Source organism: Streptomyces apocyni (assembly GCF_009739465.1).
GTDB classification, from domain to species: Bacteria; Actinomycetota; Actinomycetes; order Streptomycetales; family Streptomycetaceae; genus Streptomyces; species Streptomyces apocyni.
In genome coordinates this window covers 48,983-70,698 of sequence record NZ_WHOM01000058.1, presented here as the reverse complement: position 1 = coordinate 70,698, position 21,716 = coordinate 48,983, and the positions used below count along the sequence as shown (strand labels likewise).

The 21,716-nt window shown below is 71.7% G+C and carries 19 protein-coding genes; 13 read left to right on the top strand and 6 right to left on the bottom strand.

What is annotated here, in order from left to right:
- The first annotated feature begins 146 nt into the window (after nt 1–146).
- From GCN81_RS16470 to GCN81_RS16445, 6 genes are all read left to right on the top strand, one after another.
- Nucleotides 147–1,820 carry a tryptophan 7-halogenase gene (locus tag GCN81_RS16470; protein ID WP_156725385.1) on the top strand — a complete coding sequence of 558 codons (1,674 nt, stop codon included), beginning with the start codon at nt 147–149 and terminating at the stop codon, nt 1,818–1,820.
- Between the two features lie 29 nt (nt 1,821–1,849).
- Nucleotides 1,850–3,673 carry a sensor histidine kinase gene (locus GCN81_RS16465; RefSeq protein ID WP_156725384.1) on the top strand — a complete coding sequence of 608 codons (1,824 nt, stop codon included), beginning with the start codon at nt 1,850–1,852 and terminating at the stop codon, nt 3,671–3,673.
- Nucleotides 3,666–4,343 carry a response regulator gene (locus GCN81_RS16460; protein WP_156725383.1) on the top strand — a complete coding sequence of 226 codons (678 nt, stop codon included), beginning with the start codon at nt 3,666–3,668 and terminating at the stop codon, nt 4,341–4,343. Before GCN81_RS16465 ends, GCN81_RS16460 begins: the two co-directional genes overlap by 8 nt.
- A gap of 256 nt (nt 4,344–4,599) precedes the next feature.
- Nucleotides 4,600–5,388 (top strand): ABC transporter ATP-binding protein, encoded by a 789-nt coding sequence (locus GCN81_RS16455; protein ID WP_156725382.1) that lies wholly within the window; start codon nt 4,600–4,602, stop codon nt 5,386–5,388.
- 56 nt (nt 5,389–5,444) lie between these two features.
- On the top strand, nt 5,445–8,009 hold the full coding sequence (locus GCN81_RS16450; protein ID WP_156725381.1) for an ABC transporter permease: 2,565 nt from the start codon (nt 5,445–5,447) through the stop codon (nt 8,007–8,009).
- Nucleotides 8,010–8,082: 73 nt separating this feature from the next.
- Nucleotides 8,083–8,559: a GNAT family N-acetyltransferase gene (locus tag GCN81_RS16445; RefSeq protein WP_156725380.1), complete on the top strand. Its 477-nt coding sequence runs from the start codon at nt 8,083–8,085 to the stop codon at nt 8,557–8,559.
- Here the strand turns inward: GCN81_RS16445 and GCN81_RS16440 are convergent.
- Nucleotides 8,556–9,857 carry a GNAT family N-acetyltransferase gene (locus GCN81_RS16440; RefSeq protein ID WP_156725379.1) on the bottom strand — a complete coding sequence of 434 codons (1,302 nt, stop codon included), beginning with the start codon at nt 9,855–9,857 and terminating at the stop codon, nt 8,556–8,558. The two genes, GCN81_RS16445 and GCN81_RS16440, sit on opposite strands and share 4 nt — an antisense overlap.
- Before the next feature lie 112 nt (nt 9,858–9,969).
- Entirely contained in the window at nt 9,970–11,145 is a 1,176-nt protein-coding gene (locus tag GCN81_RS16435) for an NAD(P)-binding protein (RefSeq protein ID WP_156725378.1), read from the bottom strand.
- 155 nt (nt 11,146–11,300) lie between these two features.
- On the opposite strand from GCN81_RS16435, the gene GCN81_RS16430 reads away from it, so the two are divergent.
- Nucleotides 11,301–11,990, top strand: a complete 690-nt coding sequence (locus GCN81_RS16430; protein WP_156725377.1) for a pentapeptide repeat-containing protein — start codon at nt 11,301–11,303, stop codon at nt 11,988–11,990.
- A 166-nt stretch (nt 11,991–12,156) separates the two neighbouring features.
- The gene (locus GCN81_RS16425) at nt 12,157–13,317 is read left to right on the top strand and encodes an FUSC family protein (protein WP_197287670.1); all 1,161 of its coding nucleotides are present in this window, start codon (nt 12,157–12,159) and stop codon (nt 13,315–13,317) included.
- Between the two features lie 3 nt (nt 13,318–13,320).
- Here the strand turns inward: GCN81_RS16425 and GCN81_RS16420 are convergent, their stop codons facing one another.
- The 3 genes from GCN81_RS16420 to GCN81_RS16410 are packed head-to-tail and all read right to left on the bottom strand — an operon-like array spanning nt 13,321 to nt 15,866.
- Complete coding sequence (locus tag GCN81_RS16420) at nt 13,321–13,818, bottom strand: hypothetical protein (RefSeq protein ID WP_156725375.1); 498 nt, start codon at nt 13,816–13,818, stop codon at nt 13,321–13,323.
- Nucleotides 13,819–13,866: 48 nt separating this feature from the next.
- Nucleotides 13,867–14,526: a response regulator gene (locus GCN81_RS16415; protein ID WP_156725374.1), complete on the bottom strand. Its 660-nt coding sequence runs from the start codon at nt 14,524–14,526 to the stop codon at nt 13,867–13,869.
- Nucleotides 14,523–15,866, bottom strand: coding sequence for a sensor histidine kinase (locus GCN81_RS16410; protein WP_231626767.1), 1,344 nt, complete (start codon nt 15,864–15,866; stop codon nt 14,523–14,525). Before GCN81_RS16410 ends, GCN81_RS16415 begins: the two co-directional genes overlap by 4 nt.
- A 230-nt stretch (nt 15,867–16,096) precedes the next feature.
- On the opposite strand from GCN81_RS16410, the gene GCN81_RS16405 reads away from it, so the two are divergent.
- From GCN81_RS16405 to GCN81_RS16395, 3 genes are all read left to right on the top strand, one after another.
- Nucleotides 16,097–16,684: a GlcG/HbpS family heme-binding protein gene (locus GCN81_RS16405; protein ID WP_156725373.1), complete on the top strand. Its 588-nt coding sequence runs from the start codon at nt 16,097–16,099 to the stop codon at nt 16,682–16,684.
- A gap of 143 nt (nt 16,685–16,827) precedes the next feature.
- Nucleotides 16,828–17,118, top strand: a complete 291-nt coding sequence (locus tag GCN81_RS16400; RefSeq protein WP_156725372.1) for a hypothetical protein — start codon at nt 16,828–16,830, stop codon at nt 17,116–17,118.
- A 57-nt stretch (nt 17,119–17,175) separates the two neighbouring features.
- On the top strand, nt 17,176–18,675 hold the full coding sequence (locus GCN81_RS16395; protein ID WP_156725371.1) for a M1 family metallopeptidase: 1,500 nt from the start codon (nt 17,176–17,178) through the stop codon (nt 18,673–18,675).
- A gap of 111 nt (nt 18,676–18,786) precedes the next feature.
- Here GCN81_RS16395 and GCN81_RS16390 read toward each other — a convergent pair whose 3' ends face one another.
- Nucleotides 18,787–19,362: a TerD family protein gene (locus GCN81_RS16390; protein WP_156725370.1), complete on the bottom strand. Its 576-nt coding sequence runs from the start codon at nt 19,360–19,362 to the stop codon at nt 18,787–18,789.
- A 166-nt stretch (nt 19,363–19,528) separates the two neighbouring features.
- Here GCN81_RS16390 and GCN81_RS16385 point away from each other — a divergent pair, with 166 nt between their 5' ends.
- Nucleotides 19,529–20,497 carry an ROK family protein gene (locus GCN81_RS16385; protein ID WP_156725369.1) on the top strand — a complete coding sequence of 323 codons (969 nt, stop codon included), beginning with the start codon at nt 19,529–19,531 and terminating at the stop codon, nt 20,495–20,497.
- Nucleotides 20,497–21,654, top strand: coding sequence for an N-acetylglucosamine-6-phosphate deacetylase (nagA, locus tag GCN81_RS16380; RefSeq protein WP_156725368.1), 1,158 nt, complete (start codon nt 20,497–20,499; stop codon nt 21,652–21,654). Before GCN81_RS16385 ends, nagA begins: the two co-directional genes overlap by 1 nt.
- The last annotated feature ends 62 nt before the right edge of the window (nt 21,655–21,716 follow it).

Below are 21,716 nucleotides of genomic sequence, written 5' to 3'. Positions count from 1 at the left end.
TTACTGCTCGATTGCTACACAGAGAGGCTCTCGAATACGGCTATGGAGATTCATGCAAGGTTCTATACGGCAGATATGTGCGACAGTCGCACGGAGTGCAGAAAGCAACCCAGCACCAATCCAGAACCCTGCTGAACTCTGAATCGGTGAACAGCAGAGTCGACAGCGTCGTGATTGCCGGAGACGCGACCGAGGCCTGGATGTCCGCGTCCTTGCTGGCGAAGACGTTCTCCGGGGCGGTACGGGTAACGGTGGTCGAGCCGCCGCGGCGCACCCCGAGCGCCGCAGAATTCGAGATCGAGAGCATGCCCGCTACCTTGCAGAGCGCGTTCTTCGACCTTCTCGGTATCCCGGAGGGCGTCTGGATGCAGGCGTCCTGCGCATCCTTCACATCCGGCGTGCGATACGTCAACTGGCGCACTGACGGGTTCCCCGACAGCGTGCCCAGGATGATGCGAAACGGGAACATGGATCAGTTCTACCGTTCATTCGGAAAACTCCCGGAACTGAACCGCTTCCACCTCTCCGACTACTGGCAGTTGCGCCGCTGGAAAGGTGAGTCCGCCGAACCCTTCGACCACGCCTGCCTCCGCGAACCCCCGCTGATGGACGCGCGGAAGTCACCCCGCTGGATGGACGGCCGTAAGGCCATCGACTACGGCTGGCATGTGGACAGCCGGATGTTCACGGCGTACCTGCGCCGGATCGCCGTACAGGACCTGGGCGTGACGGTGGTCCGTGGCGAGCTGTCCCACGCCGACCGGGACGACCGCGGCATGCTCACCGCGCTGCACACCCGCGAGGGCCAGACCATTCCCGGCGACCTGTTCCTGGACTGCACAGGGCAGGAAAGGCGCCTGCTGGCCGGGGTGTTGGGCGAGCCCTTCGAGGACGAAAGCGACCGGCTGCTCTGCGACAGCGTGGTGACGGCGACCGTTCCGCACGACGACCTGGCGTACGGCATCGAGCCCTACTCCACGGCTGTCGCAATGCCCGCCGGATGGGCCTGGCGGATGCCCCTGCCGGGCCGCTGCGCGACGGGCTACGCCTACTCATCCGACGGGACGGAGCCGACGGAGGCCGCCCGCGACCTCCTCGCCCTGTGGGGTCCGACGAGCCCGACGGGCGCGACGGGCGCGAGGCACTCCACGGTGCGGCACCTGCGCCGCCAGGCCGGGCGCAGCCGCCGCTCCTGGGTGCGGAACTGCGTGGCCATCGGCGCCGCGTCGTACGTCCTGGAGCCCTTCGAGACGCAGGGCACAGACGGCACGGACAGCACAGTCGGCGCGAACGGCACAGGCGCCGTCCTGCGCGCCCTCGACCTCCTCGTACGGCACTTCCCCGGCAAGGCGGCACTCGACGCTCCCGCGGCCCGCTTCAACCGCGCGATCGCGTCCGGCTACGCACGGGCCAGGGACTTCGGCCAGCTGCACTACGCCGCCGCGCCCCGTACGGACACCCCGTTCTGGAAGGCGCAGGAGCCGCTGCCGCGCTCCGCATCCCTGGCCGAGCTCCTGGACGCCTACCGCACGGGCCTGCCCTTCCCGGCTGCCGACGCACAGCACTACGCGCTGCTGGCGGCGCTGATCGCGGGCCCGGTCGAGCCGCCGCCCGCGCTGGCGCGGTTGCCGCAGGCGGTACGGGCGGCTGACGCGTTGTTCGAGCGGGTCCGCCGCCAGCAGCGGGTCTTCCTGGAGACCCTGCCCTCCGCCCACGCCTACCTCGACCGCCTGCACCGGCGCCGCTGGCCGGACCTCCCGCCCCAGGAGCGCCCGACGACAGCCCAGCCTCCCGCCCTGTCCTCGGGGCTGGCGCGGTAGACCGGGCACACCTGGCGATACTGGGCCGTATGCCGCCGCACAAACACCCGCCGTCCGCGCCAGCGCCCGCGCCCCCGCCGACCACCACCTCAAGCCCGTTCGCTGCCCCCGGCGAGCGCGGCTGGCGGCTGTGGCGTGCGCTGGCCGAGGCGTTCGGCGGCGGGCTGCTGCTCGTGGGGATGTTCGGCCTGCTGGCCGAGCTTGTCAGCACGCTGGACGCGGGGCTGGTGTTGCTGATCGGGATGTGCGCGCTGGCGCTGCTCGTGGTGCGGCGGCGCTTCCCGGTACTGAGTCTGCTGGGGCTCGCGGCGCTGATGGGGGTGCTGCAGGTCGTCGGCCTGCTCACGGCGGTGGTCGCGTACACCACGGCCCGGCAGACCGCCGAGCCACGGCGGCGTGCCGTGGTGCTGCTGGCGGCGTCTGTACTGACGATGGCGACCGGTGCCGTGTTCGCGCCCGTGCTCTGGATCGGCAGCGGACCATACGGAGTGGCGCTCGGGGCGGTGCTCGCCGCGACCATGGTGATCGTGCCCGGCCTCGTCGGCACCGCGGCCGGGCAGCAGGACCGGCTGCTGCGGGCGCTGCGGGAACGTACCGCCGCCGCCGAAGAGGCCCACCGACTCGCGGAGAGCGAGTCGCGGATGCATGAGCGGTCCCGGATCGCCGCCGAGATGCACGACCTGCTGGGCCACCGGCTCAGCCTGATCTCGCTGCACGCGGGCGGCCTGGAGATGGGCCTGGCGCAGCGGGCACCGGAGTTGCGCGACGAGGCGGCGCTCGTCCGCACGGCCACCCGGGACGCGATGCGTGAGCTGCGTGAGGTGCTCGGCGTACTGGGCCCGCTGGGCCGGGACACCGGCACCGACGCGCTGACCGACGCGACCGGCACCAGGGCGGATATCGCGGCGCTGGTACGGGAGTCGCGCGGCGGCGGCATCTCGGTGGAGTTCACCTGGGACGGGCCGGACCTCGACGGGCGGGCGGCGCGGGTACGGCGCGCCGTGCACCGGGTGGTGCGCGAGTCGCTGACCAATGTGCACCGGTACGCGTCCGGTTCCCATGTCACCGTCACGGTCACCCACACCGACGAGCAGGTACTGATCCGGGCCCGCAACGGCGCCCCCCACACCCCACCCGACGTGGCCACTGGCCTGGGCTCCGGCCGCGGCCTGACCGGCCTACGGGAGCGGGTCGCCCTGCTCGGCGGCAGCCTGGCGGCGGGCCCGACTCCAGGCGGCGGTTTCGAGGTGACGGCGGTGATCCCGGCGGACCCCGGGGAAGGCACCGAGGGACCCCGGGGCGACGCATCAGCGGACCCACGAGAGCGAACGGTCCCCGACCCTTCCGGCCCTGACCCCGACGCCACCCCCAACCCCAGTGGCGTCCAACGCCTGGCCACAGTCGCCACCGGCCTGCTCGGCCTCGCCGGAGTGGGCGTCATGATGCTGCTCGGCATGGCCCTGGTAGACCAGGCCCGCCCAGGGCCCGGCTACACGCCCCCGGAGGAGCCGCGCCTCGGGATGTCGGAGCCGCGCGTGCGGGAGATCGTCTGGGGCGACAGCGACGCGGTACGAGCAGCCGCGACCGGCCGCGAACCAGCCCGCCCACCGGGCACGACCAGCTGCGTCTACCCGCACCCCGGCGGCGAATACGCGGGCGGCACGATCGCCAAAGACCAGTTCGAAATCGTCCGCTACTGTTTTGACGCCGACGGCCTGACAGCAATCGACCGCTTCACGGTCCCCATGGTCCCGGCAGACGACACCGAGAGCGACACCGAGAACGACGCCGTGAGCGACACCGAGAACGACACGGAGAACGACACGGACACCGGGAGCGTCACCCATGACTGACCAGGCGACGATCCGCGTACTCCTCGCCGACGACGAGGAGATGATCCGGCACGGCGTCCGTCTGATCCTCCGGCACGCCGACGGTATCGAGGTGGTAGGCGAGGCGGCCAACGGAGCCGAGGCGGTGGAGCTCGCCACCGAACACCGCCCCGATGTGGCGCTCGTCGACATCCGGATGCCGGTGCTCGACGGTCTCGCGGCGATTGAGCCGCTGCTCGCCCTCGACCCCGCCCCGAAGGTCGTCATGCTGACGACCTTCGGTGAGGAGGACAACGTGACGCGGGCCCTGCGCGCCGGTGCCTCTGGGTTCCTGCTGAAGGACGAGGGGCCGCAGGAGCTGATCAGCGCGGTACGGGCGGCCGCGGCGGGAGACGCCGTGCTGTCGCCCGGGGTGACGGGGGCGGTCATCAAGCGGATGCTGCGGGGTACGCCCGCCGCCGCCGCGGCCGTACCCACCGCACCCGACCAGCGGCTCGCGCAGCTGACAGGGCGGGAGCGCGAGGTGCTCGCGATGCTCGGCGAGGGCCTGTCCAACCAGGAGATCGGACGGCGGCTCGGCATCGGCGTGGGGACGGTCAAGACGCACGTTGGCGGAATCCTGGAGAAGACGGGCAGCGACAGCCGCGTACAGGCCGCGCTGCTGGCTCACCGCGCGGGGCTCGTGGGGTGAGGAAGATGAGGGTTCGGGACACGGTGCGGCGCCTTCCCCTGTCCACAACCCTCCACAACCCTCCACTCCTCACCTCTGCCATCCGGTAGAGGGCGCGTAGTCCTGTGGGACTACGCGGAGGGGGTGGCCCAACTTTTGGTAGGTGGCCGAGTCACGCCCTGGGAGGTACGGGGCGCGGGGTGCGGCGCGGTGACGATGGAGGGGAGTCGAGCACTCCGCCATCCCACCACCACCGCACCCCCCGCCAGGAGCCCCCATGTCGCCCCACGCCGCAGCCTCCACAAACGCCACAGTCTCCGCCGTCCGTCCCGCCGCCGCCCAGGCCGTGGACCTGAGCAAGGTCTACGGCTCGGGGGAGACCCAGGTCGTCGCGCTGGACGCGGTGTCCGTGGAGTTCGGGCGGGGGCGGTTCACGGCGATCATGGGCCCGTCGGGCTCCGGCAAGTCGACGCTGATGCACTGCATGGCGGGCCTGGACTCGCTCTCCTCCGGGTCCGCCCGTATCGGAGAGACCGAGCTCTCCACGCTCAGCGACAAGCAGCTCACCAAGCTGCGCAGGGACAAGGTCGGCTTCATCTTCCAGGCGTTCAACCTCCTGCCGACCCTGACCGCGTACGAGAACATCACGCTCCCGATGGACATCGCGGGCCGCACCCCCGACCGGCAGTGGCTGGAGCAGGTCGTCGGGACCGTCGGGCTGGCCGGGCGGCTGAAGCACCGGCCGAGTGAGCTCTCCGGCGGCCAGCAGCAGCGGGTGGCCGTCGCGCGGGCACTGGCCAGCAGGCCGGAGATCATCTTCGCCGACGAGCCGACCGGCAACCTCGACTCGCGCTCCGGCGCCGAAGTCCTGGGCTTCCTGCGCGAGTCCGTACGGGAGCTGGGCCAGACCGTCGTGATGGTCACCCACGACCCGGTGGCCGCCTCGTACGCGGACCGCGTCGTCTTCCTCGCCGACGGCCGCATCGTCGACGAACTGCACGAGCCGACCGCCGACCGGGTGCTCGACCGGATGCGCCGCTTCGACACGGCCGTCCGCACGAGCTGACCACCTCCACGTCCCTCCGCGTAAGCCCCCCAGCCCTCAGGACTGAAACGACCACCATGCTCCGTACCGCCCTGCGCAACGTCCTCGCGCACAAAGCCCGCCTAGTGATGACCGCGCTCGCGGTCCTGCTCGGTGTCGCCTTCGTCGCCGGGACCCTCGTCTTCGGCTCCACCATGGGTGAGGCCTTCAAGAACCAGTCCGCGAAGAACCTGAAGGACGTAGCGGTCTCCGTCCAGCAGGACTACACCTCCATCAGCGACCGCGAAGACGACGAGGCCGACGACCGGAAGACCACGCTGGACGGTGCGTTGGCCGACCGGATAGCCAAGGTCCCCGGCGTCGCCTCCGTACGCCCCATGGTCAGCGGCAACGCCACCATCGCCAAGAAGGGCGGCGGCCCCGTCAACGGCGTGGACAGCTGGCAGAACTTCGCCGCGAACTACGTACCAGGCAAGGACGGCAAGGACAGCCGCTACCCGCTGAAGGACGGCCGAGGCCCGGCCGCCGCAGACGAGATCGCGCTGGACGCCAGGACCGCCGACGAGGCCGGATACCGCATCGGCGACACCGTCCGCTTCGCCACCGAAGGGCCGACGCTCACCAAGAAGCTGGTCGGCACGGTCACCACCGAGGACCCGGCGGTCACCGCGGGCGGCACCCTCGCGCTGTTCGACACGGCCGCCGCGCAGAAACTGTTCCTGAGCCCCGGCTACTTCGACGAGATCGTGGTCAGCGCCAAGCTCGGAACCGACCAGCAGGCCCTCACCGCCAAGGTCAGCGACGTACTCCCCAAGGAGGGCGCCAAGGCCGTCAGCGGCAAGCAGCTCGCCGACGAACAGGCCGAGCAGATCGCCCGCGACACCAGCGCCCTGACCAAGACGCTGCTGGTCTTCGCCGGTATCGCGCTGTTCGTCGGCGTGTTCATCATCGCCAACACCTTCACCATGCTGATCGCCCAGCGCAGCCGCGAGATCGCCCTGATTCGCGCGGTCGGTGCCTCGCGCCGCCAGGTGGTGCGCTCCGTACTGATCGAGGCCGGGCTGCTCGGACTCGCCGCGTCCACCGTCGGGTTCGGCCTGGGGCTCGCCATCGCGGCGGGCATGCGCCCGCTGCTCAACGCGAGCGGCGCGGGGCTGCCGGACGGCCCGCTGGTCATCGGCGCGGACGCGGTGCTCGCCTCGCTGGCCGTCGGTGTCCTGGTGACCGTACTGGCCGCCTGGCTGCCGTCCCGCAAGGCCGCGAAGATCGCCCCGGTCGAGGCGTTGAGCTCGGTGGACGGGACTCCCGCCGCGCGCTCGATGGTCGTACGTAACGTCATCGGCGCCCTGCTCACGGCGGCTGGCGTCACCGTGATGCTCTACGTCACCACGCTCGACGGCAGCGAGGGCCTTGGCCCCGCGATGCTCGGCTCGGCCCTCACGCTGACTGGCATGATCGTGCTCGCCCCGCTGCTCTCCCGGCCGTTGGTCTCCCTCGCGGGCCAGGTCACCGGCCGTCTCTTCGGCGTCAGCGGCAAACTGGCCAAGGAGAACGCGCTGCGCAACCCGCGCCGTACCGCCGCCACCGCGTCCGCGCTGATGATCGGCCTCACCCTGATCACCGCCCTGACCGTGGCGGGCAACTCGGCGCAGGCGGGCATCGACAAGATGGCGACCGAGGGCCTGCGCGCCGACTACAAGGTCGCCCAGACCAACAACCAGCTTCCGGACAACGCCGCGCCCAAGCTGGACAAGGTACCGGGGGTGGCCGCCGCCGCCCCGATCCGCACCGTGGGCTTCACCACCACCGGCGGATACCACTCGATGACCGGCACCGACCTCGACGCCTTCGCCAAGACCATCGACCTGAAGTTCCGTAGCGGTTCACTCGCCGACCTCGGCGACGGCCGGATCGGTGTCTCCCGGCAGACCGCCGAGAAGCAGGGCTGGAGCACCGGCGACACGGTGGAGTTCGAGTTCTACGACGGCAAGGAGAAGAAGCGGACGTTCCAGATCGCGGGCGTCTACGAGGGCAGCGACTACGCCGGTGAGGTCCTCGGCACTACTGAAGACGTCAAGCCGCACGCCTTCAACGACTCGCTGGACAGCGTGCTGGTGAAGGCCGACGGCGGCGCCACGGCCGGTCTCGGCCAGAAGCTGCGCGACGCGCTCGGCGACAGCCCGCTGCTCACCGTCCAGAACCACGAGCAGCTCAAGCAGGAGAGCGCCGGAGTCATCAACACCATCCTGTACCTGATGTACGGGCTGCTCGGGATGGCCGTCGTGATCGCGGTACTCGGCGTGGTCAACACCCTGGCCATGTCCGTCTTCGAGCGCACGCGCGAGATCGGGATGCTGCGCGCCATTGGCCTGGACCGCACCGGAGTCAAGCAGATGGTCCGCCTGGAGTCGGTCGTCATCTCCCTCTTCGGCGCGGTACTCGGCATCGGCGTGGGCATCTTCCTCGCCTGGGCGGGCGGCAGCCTGACGGGTTCCTCGTTCGCCACGTACGAGATGGTGCTTCCGTGGGGCAGGCTCGGCCTGTTCCTGCTGATCGCGCTGGTGGTCGGCGTACTGGCGGCGATCTGGCCCGCGCGCCGGGCGGCGCGGCTGAACGTGCTGGCGGCGATCAGCGCGCAGTAGGCGGGCACGCGGGCAGGCGGGCAGGCGGGTAGGGGAGACGGGCAGGCGGGCAGGCGGGCTCTATTCTGCGGGCATGATCCGTATCGCCACACCCGCAGATGTCCCCGTCATCCACGCCATGGTCCGTGAACTCGCCGAGTACGAGAGGGAGCCGGACGCGGCCAGGGCCACCCCCGAGCAGCTGCACGAGGCGCTGTTCGGGGAGCGCCCGGCCGCGTACGCGCATATCGCGGAGAACGCCGAGGGCGAGTCGGTGGGCTTCGCGCTGTGGTTCCTCAACTTCTCGACCTGGCGCGGCGTGCACGGCATCTACCTGGAGGACCTGTACGTACGCCCCGAGGCGCGGGGCGGCGGCCATGGCAAGGCGCTGCTCACCGAGCTCGCCCGGCTGTGCGTGGAGCGTGGGTACGAGCGGCTTGAGTGGTCCGTACTGGACTGGAACGAGCCGTCGATTCAGTTCTACCGGTCGTTGGGTGCGATGCCGCAGGACGAGTGGACGGTGTACCGGTTGACGGAGGGTGCGCTGGCGAAGCTGGGGGCGGACAGCTAGAACTCGTCCACTGTATGCGGTAGTTGGGGTGTGTGTAGGGCCGCGTCGAGGGCGGCGGCCGTTCCGGCCGTGTGCTCGGTGGCCAGGCCCGCCCGGACCAGTTCACTGACGCGGGTGTCGCCCAAGTAGCAGGCGGCCAGGTCCCGTACGTCGATCGAGAGGTCGGCGGCGGCGGTCGTGCTGTCGTAGGCGCAGCCGTCGGGGGTCGCGGTGAGGCGGTGTGGGCCGGAGTTCACTGGCAGGTGGCCGTCGTGTACGTCCAGGACGACGTCGACCGGGGCGGCCCAGGCGCGGCCGCGCAGCGCCGCACGGACGTCGAGCAGGCGCACCCACAGGGCGGGGAACTCCTCGGTCAGCCGCACCTGGTCGCGGTCGGCCGCGAAGAGCGGCAGCGCGTCGTCTACCGGGCGGCCCCAGGCGCGTACCTTCCGGGTCAGGTCGATACTGGCGAGGTAGCGCCACAACGCGGCGGCCACGGCGGGGGTTTCGGCCTCCAGTTCGTAGACCTGGACGATGCCGGGGGCGTCGTCGCCTGACTTGGTGCGGTAGATCGCGTACCCGGCGAGCGGCTCGCCGAGCGCCACGATCCGGGGCGGGGAGAGCGCCTCGTCCTCGTCGTCCTTCTCCGCCATCCACTCCTTGCGCCACCACTCGTCGGTGCGGGCGGCGCGGCCTCCGCGCGCCGCCCGGGTGCGCTCGTAGAACGGTGCGAGCAGCGCGGGCGCGTCGGCGGGGTCGACCAGGCGCAGCGGGCGCGCGTCGGGCGCGATGCGCAGCCGCAGCGGCTCGCGGGAGTCGATCTCGACCGAGCGGCCCCGGGTGCCCGGGCCGAAGCCGAACCGGCCGTAGATGGCGGCTTCGGAGGCCCAGAGCGAAGCGATCGGCCAGCCCTTGGCCGCGCAGACGCGGTACAGCTCCGCGATCATCCCGGCGAGCACGCCGCGGCGCCGGTGCGTGGGGGCCACGGAGACGAAGGTCAGCCCTGGACAGGGGAGTTCGCCACCAGGGACCGAGAGCGAGAAGGGGTGCGCCCCGGCGAAGCCGACCAGCTCGTCGCCGTCGTAGGCCCCGATGCGCAGGCAGTCCCGGAGCACCTCGTGGTGGTGCTTGCGCTTGTCCTCGGCTGGCGACTCGTGGAAGACGAGGTACGCCAGCGCGAGGGCGCGGTCGATCTGCGTCTCGGGGACCTCACGGAAGACGATGCCGGTTTCGATGGGGGTCCCGGTGCCGGTTTCAGTGGCGACTTCGGTGGTGGTTTCGGTGGTGGTTTCGGGTGCGGGGGCGGTGCTTTGGTCCATATTCCGGACGATAGCCATCGAAAGTCGTACGGGCATCCGGATTTCGTACGGAGTGGCCGACGACGGCCGAAAATCGCGGCCGGAACCGGTGGTTGCCGGTCAGGGGCTGAGGTCAGGCGGTGATACGCCGACTGGCCCCGACCGCCAGCGTCGCCGCTGTGACCGCGCTGGTGAAGGACACCTCCGCGAGCACCCCGGGCGCCGCCACCTGATCGCCCGCGAGGTAGACGCCGTCGCCGCGGTCGATGGCGGGCCGGTCCCGCCAGGTGGTGCCGGGCCGGTCCAGGGCCCCCGTACGGCCGTTCGCCAGCGCCTCGCGGCGCCAGGTGGTGCGCTCGCGCCAGCCGGGCATGCCGAGGTCGAGCAACTCCTCGGCGCGCAGCACCCCGTCGTCCTTGGACTCGCCGGGCCCGACCGGCACCTGGCCCTGGATGAGCTGCTCGCCCGCGGGCGCGAGGGTGGGGTCGACGGCCGAAAAGCGCTCGACCCAACCGGGCGTGTCGAGGTCGGAGACGATGAAGGCGTCGCCCCTGCGGCGGCGTATGGCCAGGTCGATCAGGACCGTACGGCCGCTGTCCCAGCGGAGCGACGCGTCGCCGAGCAGGCCGCGGGCGGCGTCGAGCGACGTCGCGACGATCACCGGCCCGTCCTGGGCATGGGCGGCGAGGGCGCCGCTGTCGACCCGGGCCGCCGTCTCGATCCGTACGCCCAGGTCCCAGGCACGCGCCGCCATCACATCGATGAGCGCGCTCCAGCCGCCGCGCAGGTAGTGCGCCTCGGGCGGCAGCTTGAACGCGCGGCGCAGCCGCTCGTGTACGAAGGCGGCGGAGAGCGCGCCGGGGTCGTGGTGGAAGAGGGCGACGGCGATGTAGTGGGCGGCTGCCCTGGCCCCTTCGTCGCCGACCTGGTCCGTGGCCCAGGAGAGGAAGTCCCGGTCCACGGGTGCCTGCTCGGGCTTGCGGCGCAGCAGCTTGAGCATGCCGAGCGGCGGGAGACGGCGCGGCATGCCCCGGTGGCGTAGGCGCGTCCGGGCTGCCTCCAGTGGCGGCAGGGGCGCGAGCGGCGGGAGCAGGCCGCGCTGCTTGAGCCAGGCCCAGTGCGGGCCGCCGTTGTAGAGGGCGTGCGGTCCTTCGTTGGTGCGGTACGGGCCCGCCTCGGTGGTGCGGGCGCGGCCGCCGAGGGTGTGGTGGGACTCGTACAGGGTGACCTGGGCGCCGGACTCGGCGGCGGTGATGGCCGCGGTGAGTCCGGCGAAGCCGCCGCCGATGACGGTGAGGTGGTGGGGCATGTGCTCGGTCTCCTTGGGGCGCTGTGGGTTGCTGTGGCTGTCACCAGGGAGACGTACGGGGGTCTCGCGAATGTGACATCGAGGTGTGGCGCGGCGAGGCGGGGCGGGGGAGGTGTCGCGGGCGCGTTGTCAGTGGCGTGGTCCAGCATGGGGACATGGCAGCGAAACGGGGAGCGGCGGGAGCGGCGAAGGTGCGGAAGGCCAGGCGGCCGGAGATCCGGCTGCCGCCGCTGACACCGTTCGACGAGGACGGCGGCGGACTGGAGCCGGACGGCGACTACGACGGCGTGTCCTTCACGGACCTGGACCTGGCCGGGCAGCAGGGGCGGGGCGCCCGGTTCCTGGACTGCGCGCTTGACGGGTGCGCCCTGGACGAGACCTCACTGACGAACGCCCGCGTGATCGACTCCGTCCTCACCGGAATACGAGGCGTGGGCACCTCGCTGGCCGGTGCCTCCCTGCGTGACGTGGAACTGGTGGACGCACGGCTCGGTGGAGTGCAACTGCATGGTGCGGTACTGGAGAGGGTGGTGATCCGCGGCGGCAAGATCGACTACCTGAACCTGCGCGAGGCCCGCCTCAAGGACGTGGTCTTCGAGGGCTGCGTACTCGCCGAGCCGGACTTCGGCGGGGCGTCGCTCGAGCGGGTCGAGTTCGTGGACTGCGCGCTGAAGGGGGCGGACTTCAGCGGCGTACGGATGCGGGACGTCGACCTGCGCCGGGCCACGACGCTGGAGATCACCCGCGGCGTCGAGAGCCTCGCGGGCGCGGTGATCAGCCCCAGCCAGCTCTTCGACCTGGCCCCGCTGCTGGCGGCGCAGGTGGGGCTGCGAGTGGAGGGCTGAGGCGAGGTGGGGGAAGATCTCCCCGGCCAGCCGAGGCGGGGTGGCCCGCGGCGAGGGGGGAGCCCGGATGGGCGGCGGCAAGGCCAAGGCCAGAGACACGGCCAGGCGCAGACACAGGGCCAGGCTCGGGGGCAGGGTCAGGGGCAGGGACGTTACGGAGAAAGCGGTGACGCGCGCCCGCACCGGAGCGGCCGTGGTGCGGGCCCACACCACCGCCGGGTTCGGCGACGGGACGATGGTGCTGCGCACCGCCGTCGCCGCCGGGCTCGCCTGGTGGATCGCCACCGCCCTGCTGCACTCGGACACGCCGTCCGTCGCCCCCGCGGGCGCCGTACTCGCCGCGCAGACCACTCCGTTCGCGACCGCCCGTAAGAGCCTCCAGCGTGCGGCCGGGATTCTGTTCGGCTTCGGACTCGGCGTCGCCGCGACGGCCAGCGGCGGGGTGAACGCGGTCAGCGTGCTGCTGGTCGTGCTGATCGGCATGTACGCGGGGCGAATGCTGAAGCTGGGCTCCCAGATGCACCAGATCGCCCTGACCGGAGTGCTGGTCATGGGCACGGCGTCCAGCTTCGGCTATGGCGCCGCCCGCCTGGAGGGCAACGTCGTCGGCATCCTGCTCGGCACGCTCCTGGGCCTGATCGTCCCGGCGCCGGGCTTCGGCCGCCGCGCCGGTGAGGAACTGGCCCGGCTGAACAGACAGCTGGCCGAACTGCTCAGCGACATATCCCAGCAGCTTGGCACAGCCGACTGGTCCGGCCAGGCCCGCGGCTGGGTGGACCGGGCCCGGGCGCTCTCCCAGCGGCTGGACACCGTGCGCGACGCGGTACGGGAAGCCGAGGACGCCGTACGGCTACGCCCGCGCGGCGCGGCGGCCCGCGCCCACATCAACCGGCTGGCCGAGGCCACGCACTGCCTGGACCACGTCGGCCACCAGATACGGGGCGTGACCCGCGGCCTGTACAACCTCACCTTCAAGGACGGCCGCCCACCGGCCCGCCACGCCGAACGCCACGCGGACCACCTGCTCCCCGAACCCGCGCCAGCACCGGCGGGCCTCGGCACCCTGCTCGCCGAACTGTCCGCGATACTCGCCGAACTGGCGGAGATACACACCTGGCACCAGGCCCCGCCCCCCGAACTGCGGGAGAGACTCCGCGCCATGCTGGCCTCCGCCGAGCACGGCTTCACCCACACCGCGCTGGGCGCGTCACCGGCGTACGCGGACTGGCGGGTGCTGTGCGTGGCGGGCATCGCCGAGGACGTCCGCAGGATGCTGCACGAGCTGGACCCGGAGTCAGGCCCACACCAGGCGGCGTTCGGAGCCTGACGCTCAGACGCGAGGGAACCGGGACTGGAGCTCCCAGATCACCGGGTTCTCGGCGAGGTCATCGTGCATATCCGACAGGTCGGCGATCAGGTCGTGCAGGAAGTCCCGCCCCTCGCGGCGCAGTTCGCTGTGCGAGAAGGTGAGCGGCGGCTCGTCGCCCGGCATCCATTCGCCCTCCACGTCCACCCACCCGAAGCGCCGCTCGAAGAGCATGCGGTCGGTGGACTCGGTGAAGTCCAGCTCGGCGTACTGCGGCTTCGACGCGCGACTGCCGAGCGGGTCGCGGTCGAGCCGCTCGACGATGTCACACAGCGCCCAGGCGAAGTCCAGTACCGGCACCCATCCCCAGGCTGTGGACAGCTCCCGGTCCGCCTCGGTGTCGGCGAGATAGACGTCCCCGCAGAAGAGGTCGTGCCGCAGGGTCCGGACGTCCGCGCGGCGGTAGTCGATGTGCGTGGGGTCCGGGAAACGGGCGGAGAGGGCGTAGCCGATGTCGAGCACGTAGCTGATGGTGTCACGGGCGCGGGGCGGGTCCTCCCCGCGCCTCGGTCACGGCAGGAGACGCTGTTCCTTGGCCACCGCGACGGCACCCGCTCGTGTGTCGACGCCGAGCTTGTCGTAGATGCGGCCCAGGTGGGTCTTCACCGTGGCCTCGCTGATGAACAGCGCGCGGGCGATCTCACGGTTGCCCAGGCCGTGGGCGAGCTGGCCGAGGATGTCCCGCTCGCGGTCGGTCAGGGTGGGGCGGGGGCTGCGCATCTGGGCCATCACGCGGCTGGCGACGGGAGGGGAGAGCGTGGTGCGGCCCTGGGCGGCGGCGTGGATCGCGGCGAAGAGTTCCTCCGGGCGTTCGGCCTTGAGGAGGTAGCCGGTGGCGCCCGCCTCGATGGCACGGGTGATGTCGGCGTCGGTGTCGTACGTGGTCAGGACCAGGACGCGCACCCCGGTGGCGGAGATACGGCGGGTGGCCTCGACGCCGTCGATGCCGGGGCCCAGCTGGAGGTCCATCAGGGCGACGTCCGGCGTCAGCTTGGCGGCCAGCGCGACCGCCTCCTCACCCGTTCCGGCCTCGCCGACGACCTCGATGTCCGGTGCGCTGCCCAGCAGGGCGAGCAGCCCGGCTCGTACCACAGTGTGGTCGTCGCAGACCAGGATGCGGACGTGAGGTGGCGGGGCGGGGACGTAGGCCGGGGCCGGAGCCGGGGTCATGGGGGGCTGCCTTCCGTGGGGTGCGCTTGCGGGAGTGGGACGGTCGCGGTCACCACGGTGCCCTCGCCGGGCGCCGACTCGATGCTGAGCGTGCCGCCCAGGGCGCGGGCCCGGGCGCGCATCGCGGGCAGCCCGTGCCCGCGTACGCCATCGGCGCCCTCGCTCGGACGGCTCGTACCGTTCGTACGGCTCGTACGGCTCGGGTCGAAGCCGCGGCCGTTGTCGGCGATGTCCAGCACGACCCGGCCGTCGTCCAGGTGCGTGAGGGTGAGGGCCGCGGTGGTGGCGGCGGCGTGTTCGCGTACGTTGGCCAGCGCGCCCTGGGCGATACGCAGGAGCGCCGAGGCCACCCGGTCGGGAAGCGGCACGGGCGTGCCCTCCAGGTGAAACCGCACGGTGAGCACGTCGCTCTCGCCCGCGTCGCCCTCGCCGTCCGCGTCCGTGTCGGCGCCAGCGCCAGCGCCCGGCGCCGCCTTCGCCGTCTCGCGGGCAGCGAGGGTGCGCAGTGCCTCGGTGAGCCCGCCGCTCTCGGCGAGCTCGGCCGGGGCAAGGTCGTGCACGAAGCGCCGGGCCTCGGCGAGGTTGTGTTCGGCGATGGACTCGGCCGTACGGACATGGTGGCGGGCCGCGTCGGAGTCCGCGTCCCAGACCCGGTCGGCCGCCTGGAGCAGCATCTGCTGGCTGGACAGGCCCTGCGCCAGGGTGTCGTGGATCTCCATGGCGAGCCGCTGCCGTTCGGCGAGCGTGCCCTCGCGGCGCTCGGTGGCGGCCAGTTCGCGGCGGGTGTGGATCAGGTCGTCGATGAGGGTGCGCTGGCGGGTGGCCTGCCGCTCCATATGCAGGAAGACAGCCACCGCGATCGCCGCGACGGCGGGCGGCGCGAGCACCAGGTTCGGGTCGAAGCCGCCCGCCAGGCTGAGCTGCGCGCCGACGACGAACACGGTGAGCACGGCGACCAGGCCGAGCGCGGCGCGCGGTGGCAGGGTGCGTAGCCCGGTGTAGAAGAGCGGCACCGCGCACCACGCGAAGCTGGGCGCGAGCACCACCAGCACCAGCCACACCCCGACCACCGCGCCAAGCCAGGCCAGCTGCCGCGGGGTCGGCCGGGAGCCGAGCGCGGGGCCCAGCGCGGGCCCGAGCAGATACAGCGCGGCGAGTACGGCACTCAGGCCGATGATCCACGGGGTGCGGGGCTCGCCGGGGTGCCGGATCAGAAACCGCACCAGCGAGGCGGCGAGCAGCAGAAAGAACGCCACATGCATGACCGGCGCGAGCCACCGCGCGTCAGGGTCATGGGCCCGCCCCCGCCCCGCCGCTTCCCCCACCGCTCCACGCTCCACCCGGTCGCTCCTCGCCGCCGCACTCTCAGCTTCAGCCTCATCGTCACCCGCCCCGGCCAGCCCCGCATCAACCGATCGGCCGACCCCCGGGTCGACCGAGCCGCGCCCCGACCCCAGCCGGTACGCCGACCGTGAAGGCCCAGAACCGCCCCGAGCATGGAACCCAGAGCGGCGAACACCTCGCCCCTCCCGGCACACACCCCACCCACTCCCACTCCAGGAGCCCGAACATGAAGCACAACAAGAAGCACCTGTCCCGCCGCGCCCGCCTCCTCACCGGCACCGCCATCGCCGCCACCCTCGCCGCCGGAACCTTCGGCGCCCTCTCCGCGAACGCCGCCACCACCACGGACCAGCAGCCCCCGGCCGCGGCCGCCGCCGCGAAGCCGGACGCCAAGACCAAGAACAAGAACCTCACCCGGTCCACCCACCTGACGATCGACGCCGCCACCCGCGCCGCCCAGGCGACCCTCGACGCCGCCGAGAAGGAGAACCAGCGCATCACCGTCGCCGTGGTCGACCGCAACGGCAACACCCTCGTCACCCTGCGCGGCGATGGCGCGGGCCCGCAGTCCTACGAGTCGGCCCAGAAGAAGGCCTACACCGCCGTCTCCTGGAACGCCCCCACCTCCGACCTGGTCAAGCGCCTGGACCAGGCCCCCAACCTGAAGGACATCCCCGGCACCCTCTTCCTCGGCGGCGGCGCCCCGGTTACCGCCGACGGCGCGCCCATCGCGGGCATCGGCGTCGCGGGCGCCCCCTCCGGCGACCTGGACGAGAAGTTCGCCCAGGCCGGGGTCGCGGCGCTGGGCAGCTGACGGCCGTCGTGACCTGCGCATACGCCGCGTCGAACGGGCTGCGGAACCTCGACGCGATGCGCCTGCGCACCGCCGATGCCAGACTTGAGGGACCACGCCCGGCCGCCGGCCAGGGCCGACCCTTGCCTCCGAAGGTGAACATCATGACCTGGGCGTCCTGGACCACCGTCGGAATCCACGCTCTCCCCGGAACGGTTCGCACCGAGGAGATCGGTGTGATCAACGGCGACCTGACCATCCACACCACCTGGTCGGAGAACCTGGCCCATGTGGCCGTGCAGCACTCCGGCACCGAGGACTGGTACACGATGGTCGGCAGCCCGGTCCCCTGCCATTCCGAAGAGGCCAGCCGCAGCTTCCACCAGGCCGTCGTCGAAGCCGTACGGGGCGGGGAGCGCGCCAAGGCGTCCTTGGAGGAGCTCTTCAGCGCATAGGGCACGGGCACGGGCACGGGCACCGCCCCGCGAAATGCCCCATATGATCACCGGGGGATCCGACGTCGCGGCGCTCTCCCCACCTCCGTCCCCGCCTCCGCTCCCGTCGCCGTCGTCGTCGCCACGGCGCTGGTCCTCACCGCCTGCGGCGGCGTGCGCGGTACGCCGGGGGCGGCGGGGGTGGGTGATCCGTACTTTCCGAAGTTGGGGAACGGCGGGTATGACGTCTCGCACTATGGGCTGACCCTGGATTACGAGCCCGACTCCGGGCGGCTGAAGGGCGAGGCCGTCATCACCGCCCGCGCCACGCAGGAGCTCAGCGCCTTTCACCTGGACCTGGCGGGGCTGAAGCCCGACAAGGTCACGGTGGGCGGCAAGGGCGCCCGCTTCAACACCGTGGGCCGGGAGTTGGTCGTCCGCCCGCCCGATGACCTCGACAAGGGCGAGACCTTCCGTACCACCGTCCGCTACTCGGGCACCCCTCAGACGATCACCGACCCGGACGGCTCCGAGGAGGGCTGGCTGCGGACCGCCGACGGCGGTGCGGTCGCGCTCGGCGAACCGACCGGTTCGATGGCCTGGTTCCCCGGCAACCACCATCCGAGCGACAAGGCCGCGTACGACATCGAGGTCACCGTCCCGAAGGGCCTGAAGGCCGTCTCCAACGGCGAGTTGAAGGGCACCAGGGAGACGAAGAGCGGTGGCGGCGGCCGCCGCACGACCTTCCGCTGGCACAGCGCCGAACCTATGGCCAGCTATCTGGCGACGGTCGCGATCGGCCCGTATGAGACGAAGACCTGGAAGACGAAGAGCGGGCTCCCGATCTACACCGCTGTCTCGGTCAGCGAGGCGGCGGAGGGCACGGAGGGCACGGAGGGCACGGAGGGTACGGAGGACAGCGCGGGCGCCCTCGCCCAGATCCCGGACATCATCGCCTGGCAGGAGCGGCGGTTCGGGCCGTATCCGTTCTCGTCCGTCGGTGCGATCGTTGTCGGTGAGGACGACGCCGGGTACGCCCTGGAGACCCAGACCAAGCCCGTCTTTCCCGGCGTCCCCGACACCGAGCTGATGGTTCACGAGTTCGCCCACCAGTGGTTCGGCAACTCGGTCTCGCCCAAGACCTGGCAGGACATGTGGCTCAACGAGGGCTTCGCCACGTACGCCGAGTGGCTCTGGGCGGAGGACCGCGGTGGCGACAGCGCGCAGGAGACCTTTGACGCCGTGTACGCGGGCGGCGAGGGGAGCGGCGGGGTCTGGGCCTTCCCGCCCGCCAAGCCCCCGGGGCCGGACCGCGTCTTCGACACCCCGGTGTACGTACGTGGGGCGATGGTGCTGCACAAGGTCCGCCAGGTCGTCGGGGACGACGCTTTCTTCCGCATCCTCCGTGGCTGGCCGAGCACCTATCGGCACGCCAACGCGGACACCGACGATTTCATCGCGTACGTCGAAAAGCAGGCGGGCGACAAAGGCGGCGACAAAGGCGGCGACGAGGGCGGCGACCTGGACGCGGTCTGGGACGCCTGGCTGCGTGGCGAGGGCAAGCCGAAGCAGCCCTAGCAGCCCTAGCAGCCCTAGCAGCCCTAGCGGAGCGGAGTTACGGGGCTGGGCGGACGGCGCAGGGCCCCGGCTGGCGGCCGGGGCCCTGTACTAGTGCGTGGACGGACCGGCTCAGGCGCCGACGCCGAAGTCCTGGGCGATGCCGGACAGGCCCGAGGCGTAGCCCTGGCCTACCGCGCGGAACTTCCACTCCTCGCCGTTGCGGTACAGCTCGCCGAAGACCATGGCGGTCTCGGTCGCGGCGTCCTCGCTGAGGTCGTAGCGGGCGATCTCGGTGTCACCGGCCTGGTTGATGACGCGGATGAACGCGTTGCGCACCTGGCCGAAGTTCTGGCCGCGGTTCTCCGCGTCGTAGATGGAGACCGGGAAGACGATCTTGTCGACGTCGGCGGTCAGGCCCGCGAGGTTGACCTTGATCTGCTCGTCGTCGCCCTCGCCCTCACCCGTCACGTTGTCACCGGTGTGGACGATGGTCTGGTCCGGCGTCGACTTGTTGTTGAAGAAGACGAAGTGACCGTCGGAGACGACCTTGCCCGAGGCGTTGACCGCGATCGCCGACGCGTCGAGGTCGAAGTCGGTGCCGGTGGTCGTGCGGACGTCCCAGCCAAGGCCCACCGTGACGGCGGTCAGGCCAGGTGCCTCCTTGGTAAGCGAGACATTGCCGCCCTTGGACAGGCTTACAGCCATGGAAGTCCCTTTCCTCTAGACGTAGTACGGGCTTCGCACCAGACACGAAGCTACCGTCATCCGTCCTAACGCGGACAGGGGACCCAGAGGTTCCCCCCATCGCGGCGATCTTTCCGATCGGCGGAGTGGACTAGACCTTTCGCGGGACGCGGGCCAAACTGTCCGGGTGAGACACGTCATCGCCCTCGATGTGGGCGGCACCGGGATGAAAGCCGCCCTGATAGGGGCGGACGGCAGCGCGCTGCACGAAGCACGCCGGGCAACGGGACGCGAGCGCGGCCCGGACGCCGTGGTCGCGTCCATCCTCGACTTCGCCGACGAGCTCGCCGCGTACGGCGAGAAGCACCTCGGGGAGCGCGCGGCGGCCGTCGGCGCCGCCGTTCCCGGCATCGTCGACGCCGAGCGCGGGATCGCCGTGTACGCGGCGAACCTGGGCTGGCGCGACCTGCCGCTACGGGAACTGCTGAGCCGCAGGCTCGGCGGCGTACCGGTGGCGCTCGGCCACGACGTACGCACCGGCGGGCTGGCCGAGGGGCGGATCGGCGCGGGGCGGGGCGCCGACCGGTTCCTGTTCGTACCGCTCGGTACCGGGATCGCCGGGGCCATCGGCATCGACGGGGTGATCGAGCCGGGGGCGCACGGGTGCGCGGGCGAGATCGGGCACATCGTCGTACGCCCCGGTGGTGCGCTCTGCGGATGCGGGCAGCGCGGCTGCCTGGAGCGGCTGGCCTCGGCGTCCGCCGTCACGCGCGCGTGGGCCGAGGCGAGCGGCGACCCGGACGCGGACGCGGCGGACTGTGCGACCGCCGTCGCGGCGGGCGACCCCCGCGCCGTCGCCGTATGGCAGGAGGCCGTGGACGCGCTGGCCGACGGCCTCGTCACGGCGCTCACCCTGCTGGACCCGCGCACGCTGATCATCGGTGGCGGACTCGCCGAAGCCGGGGAAACCTTGTTCACACCCCTGCGGGCGGCCGTCGAGGCACGGGTGACGTTCCAGAAGCTGCCCGACATCGTTCCCGCCGCGCTCGGGGACACCGCGGGCTGCCTGGGCGCGGGCCTGCTCGCCTGGGACCTGCTGTCCGCGTCCGCGTCCGCGCCCATTCCTTCCACTCCTTCCACGGAGGTTCGTGCCTGATGGCCGCACGCAAGGTACTCACCGGCGCCCGGGTGGTGCTCCCCACCGGGACCGTCGCGGACGGCCGGGTGATCGTCGACGAGCGCGGCCGGATCGCGGGCCACGTCCCGGACGGCACCCCCACCGTCGACCTCTCGGGCCACTGGGTCGTCCCCGGCTTCGTCGACATCCACAACCACGGCGGCGGCGGCGCGTCCTTCACCTCCGGCACGGTGGACGACGTCCTGCGCGGCGTGCGGACCCACCGCGAACACGGCACCACCACGCTCGTCGCCTCCACCGTCACCGGTGACATGGACTTCCTCGCGCAGCGCGCCGGGTTCCTGTCCGAGCTGTCCGAGCAGGGCGACATCGCCGGAATCCACTTCGAGGGCCCGTTCATCGCACCCTGCCGCAAGGGCGCGCACAGCGAGAAACTGCTGCGCGATCCGGACCCGGCCGAGGTCAGAAAGCTGATCGACGCCGCGCGCGGCACCGCCAAGATGGTCACCCTCGCCACCGAACTCCCCGGCGGCGTCGACTCCGTACGCCTCCTCGCCGAACACGGTGTGATCGCCGCGGTCGGCCACACCGACGCCACGTACGAGCAGACCGTGGAGGCCATCGACGCGGGCGCCACCGTCGCCACCCACCTCTACAACGCGATGCCGGGCCTCGGGCACCGCGCACCCGGTCCGATCGCCGCTCTCCTGGAGGACGAGCGGGTCACCGTCGAGCTGATCAACGACGGCACCCACCTGCACCCGGCCGCCCTGGAACTCGCCTTCCACCGCGCGGGCGCCGGGCGCGTCGCCTTCATCACGGACGCCATGGACGCCGCAGGGTTCGGCGACGGCCGGTACATGCTCGGCCCGCTTGAGGTCGAGGTGAAGGACAGCGTGGCGCGGCTCGTCAGCGCTGACGGCGAGGGCTCCATCGCGGGCTCCACCCTCACCCTGGACCGTGCCTTCAAGCGCGCCGTGACCATCGACGGGCTGCCCGTCGGCGACGTCGTCCGCGCGATCTCGGCCAACCCGGCGAAGCTGCTCGGGCTGGACGACAGGATCGGCTCCCTGGAGGCGGGCAAGGACGCCGACCTGGTGGTGCTGGACGAGGCGTTCGACCTCAAGGGTGTCATGCGTCAGGGCGAATGGGTGGTTGAGCCCCAAGTGGGGTGATGTGTCCGTACGTTGCCGAGCAGGCAGTACGTAGGCGGTTGGCCCGGACTCTGGGCCAACCG

Coding starts and splice junctions, on each gene's coding strand:
- GCN81_RS16465 (WP_156725384.1), top strand. CDS start 1,850: ATGCCGCCGCACAAACACCCGCCGTCCGCGCCAGCGCCCGCGCCCCCG.
- GCN81_RS16460 (WP_156725383.1), top strand. CDS start 3,666: ATGACTGACCAGGCGACGATCCGCGTACTCCTCGCCGACGACGAGGAG.
- GCN81_RS16455 (WP_156725382.1), top strand. CDS start 4,600: ATGTCGCCCCACGCCGCAGCCTCCACAAACGCCACAGTCTCCGCCGTC.
- GCN81_RS16450 (WP_156725381.1), top strand. CDS start 5,445: ATGCTCCGTACCGCCCTGCGCAACGTCCTCGCGCACAAAGCCCGCCTA.
- GCN81_RS16445 (WP_156725380.1), top strand. CDS start 8,083: ATGATCCGTATCGCCACACCCGCAGATGTCCCCGTCATCCACGCCATG.
- GCN81_RS16440 (WP_156725379.1), bottom strand. CDS start 9,857: ATGGACCAAAGCACCGCCCCCGCACCCGAAACCACCACCGAAACCACC.
- GCN81_RS16435 (WP_156725378.1), bottom strand. CDS start 11,145: ATGCCCCACCACCTCACCGTCATCGGCGGCGGCTTCGCCGGACTCACC.
- GCN81_RS16430 (WP_156725377.1), top strand. CDS start 11,301: ATGGCAGCGAAACGGGGAGCGGCGGGAGCGGCGAAGGTGCGGAAGGCC.
- GCN81_RS16415 (WP_156725374.1), bottom strand. CDS start 14,526: ATGACCCCGGCTCCGGCCCCGGCCTACGTCCCCGCCCCGCCACCTCAC.
- GCN81_RS16405 (WP_156725373.1), top strand. CDS start 16,097: ATGAAGCACAACAAGAAGCACCTGTCCCGCCGCGCCCGCCTCCTCACC.
- GCN81_RS16400 (WP_156725372.1), top strand. CDS start 16,828: ATGACCTGGGCGTCCTGGACCACCGTCGGAATCCACGCTCTCCCCGGA.
- GCN81_RS16390 (WP_156725370.1), bottom strand. CDS start 19,362: ATGGCTGTAAGCCTGTCCAAGGGCGGCAATGTCTCGCTTACCAAGGAG.
- nagA (WP_156725368.1), top strand. CDS start 20,497: ATGGCCGCACGCAAGGTACTCACCGGCGCCCGGGTGGTGCTCCCCACC.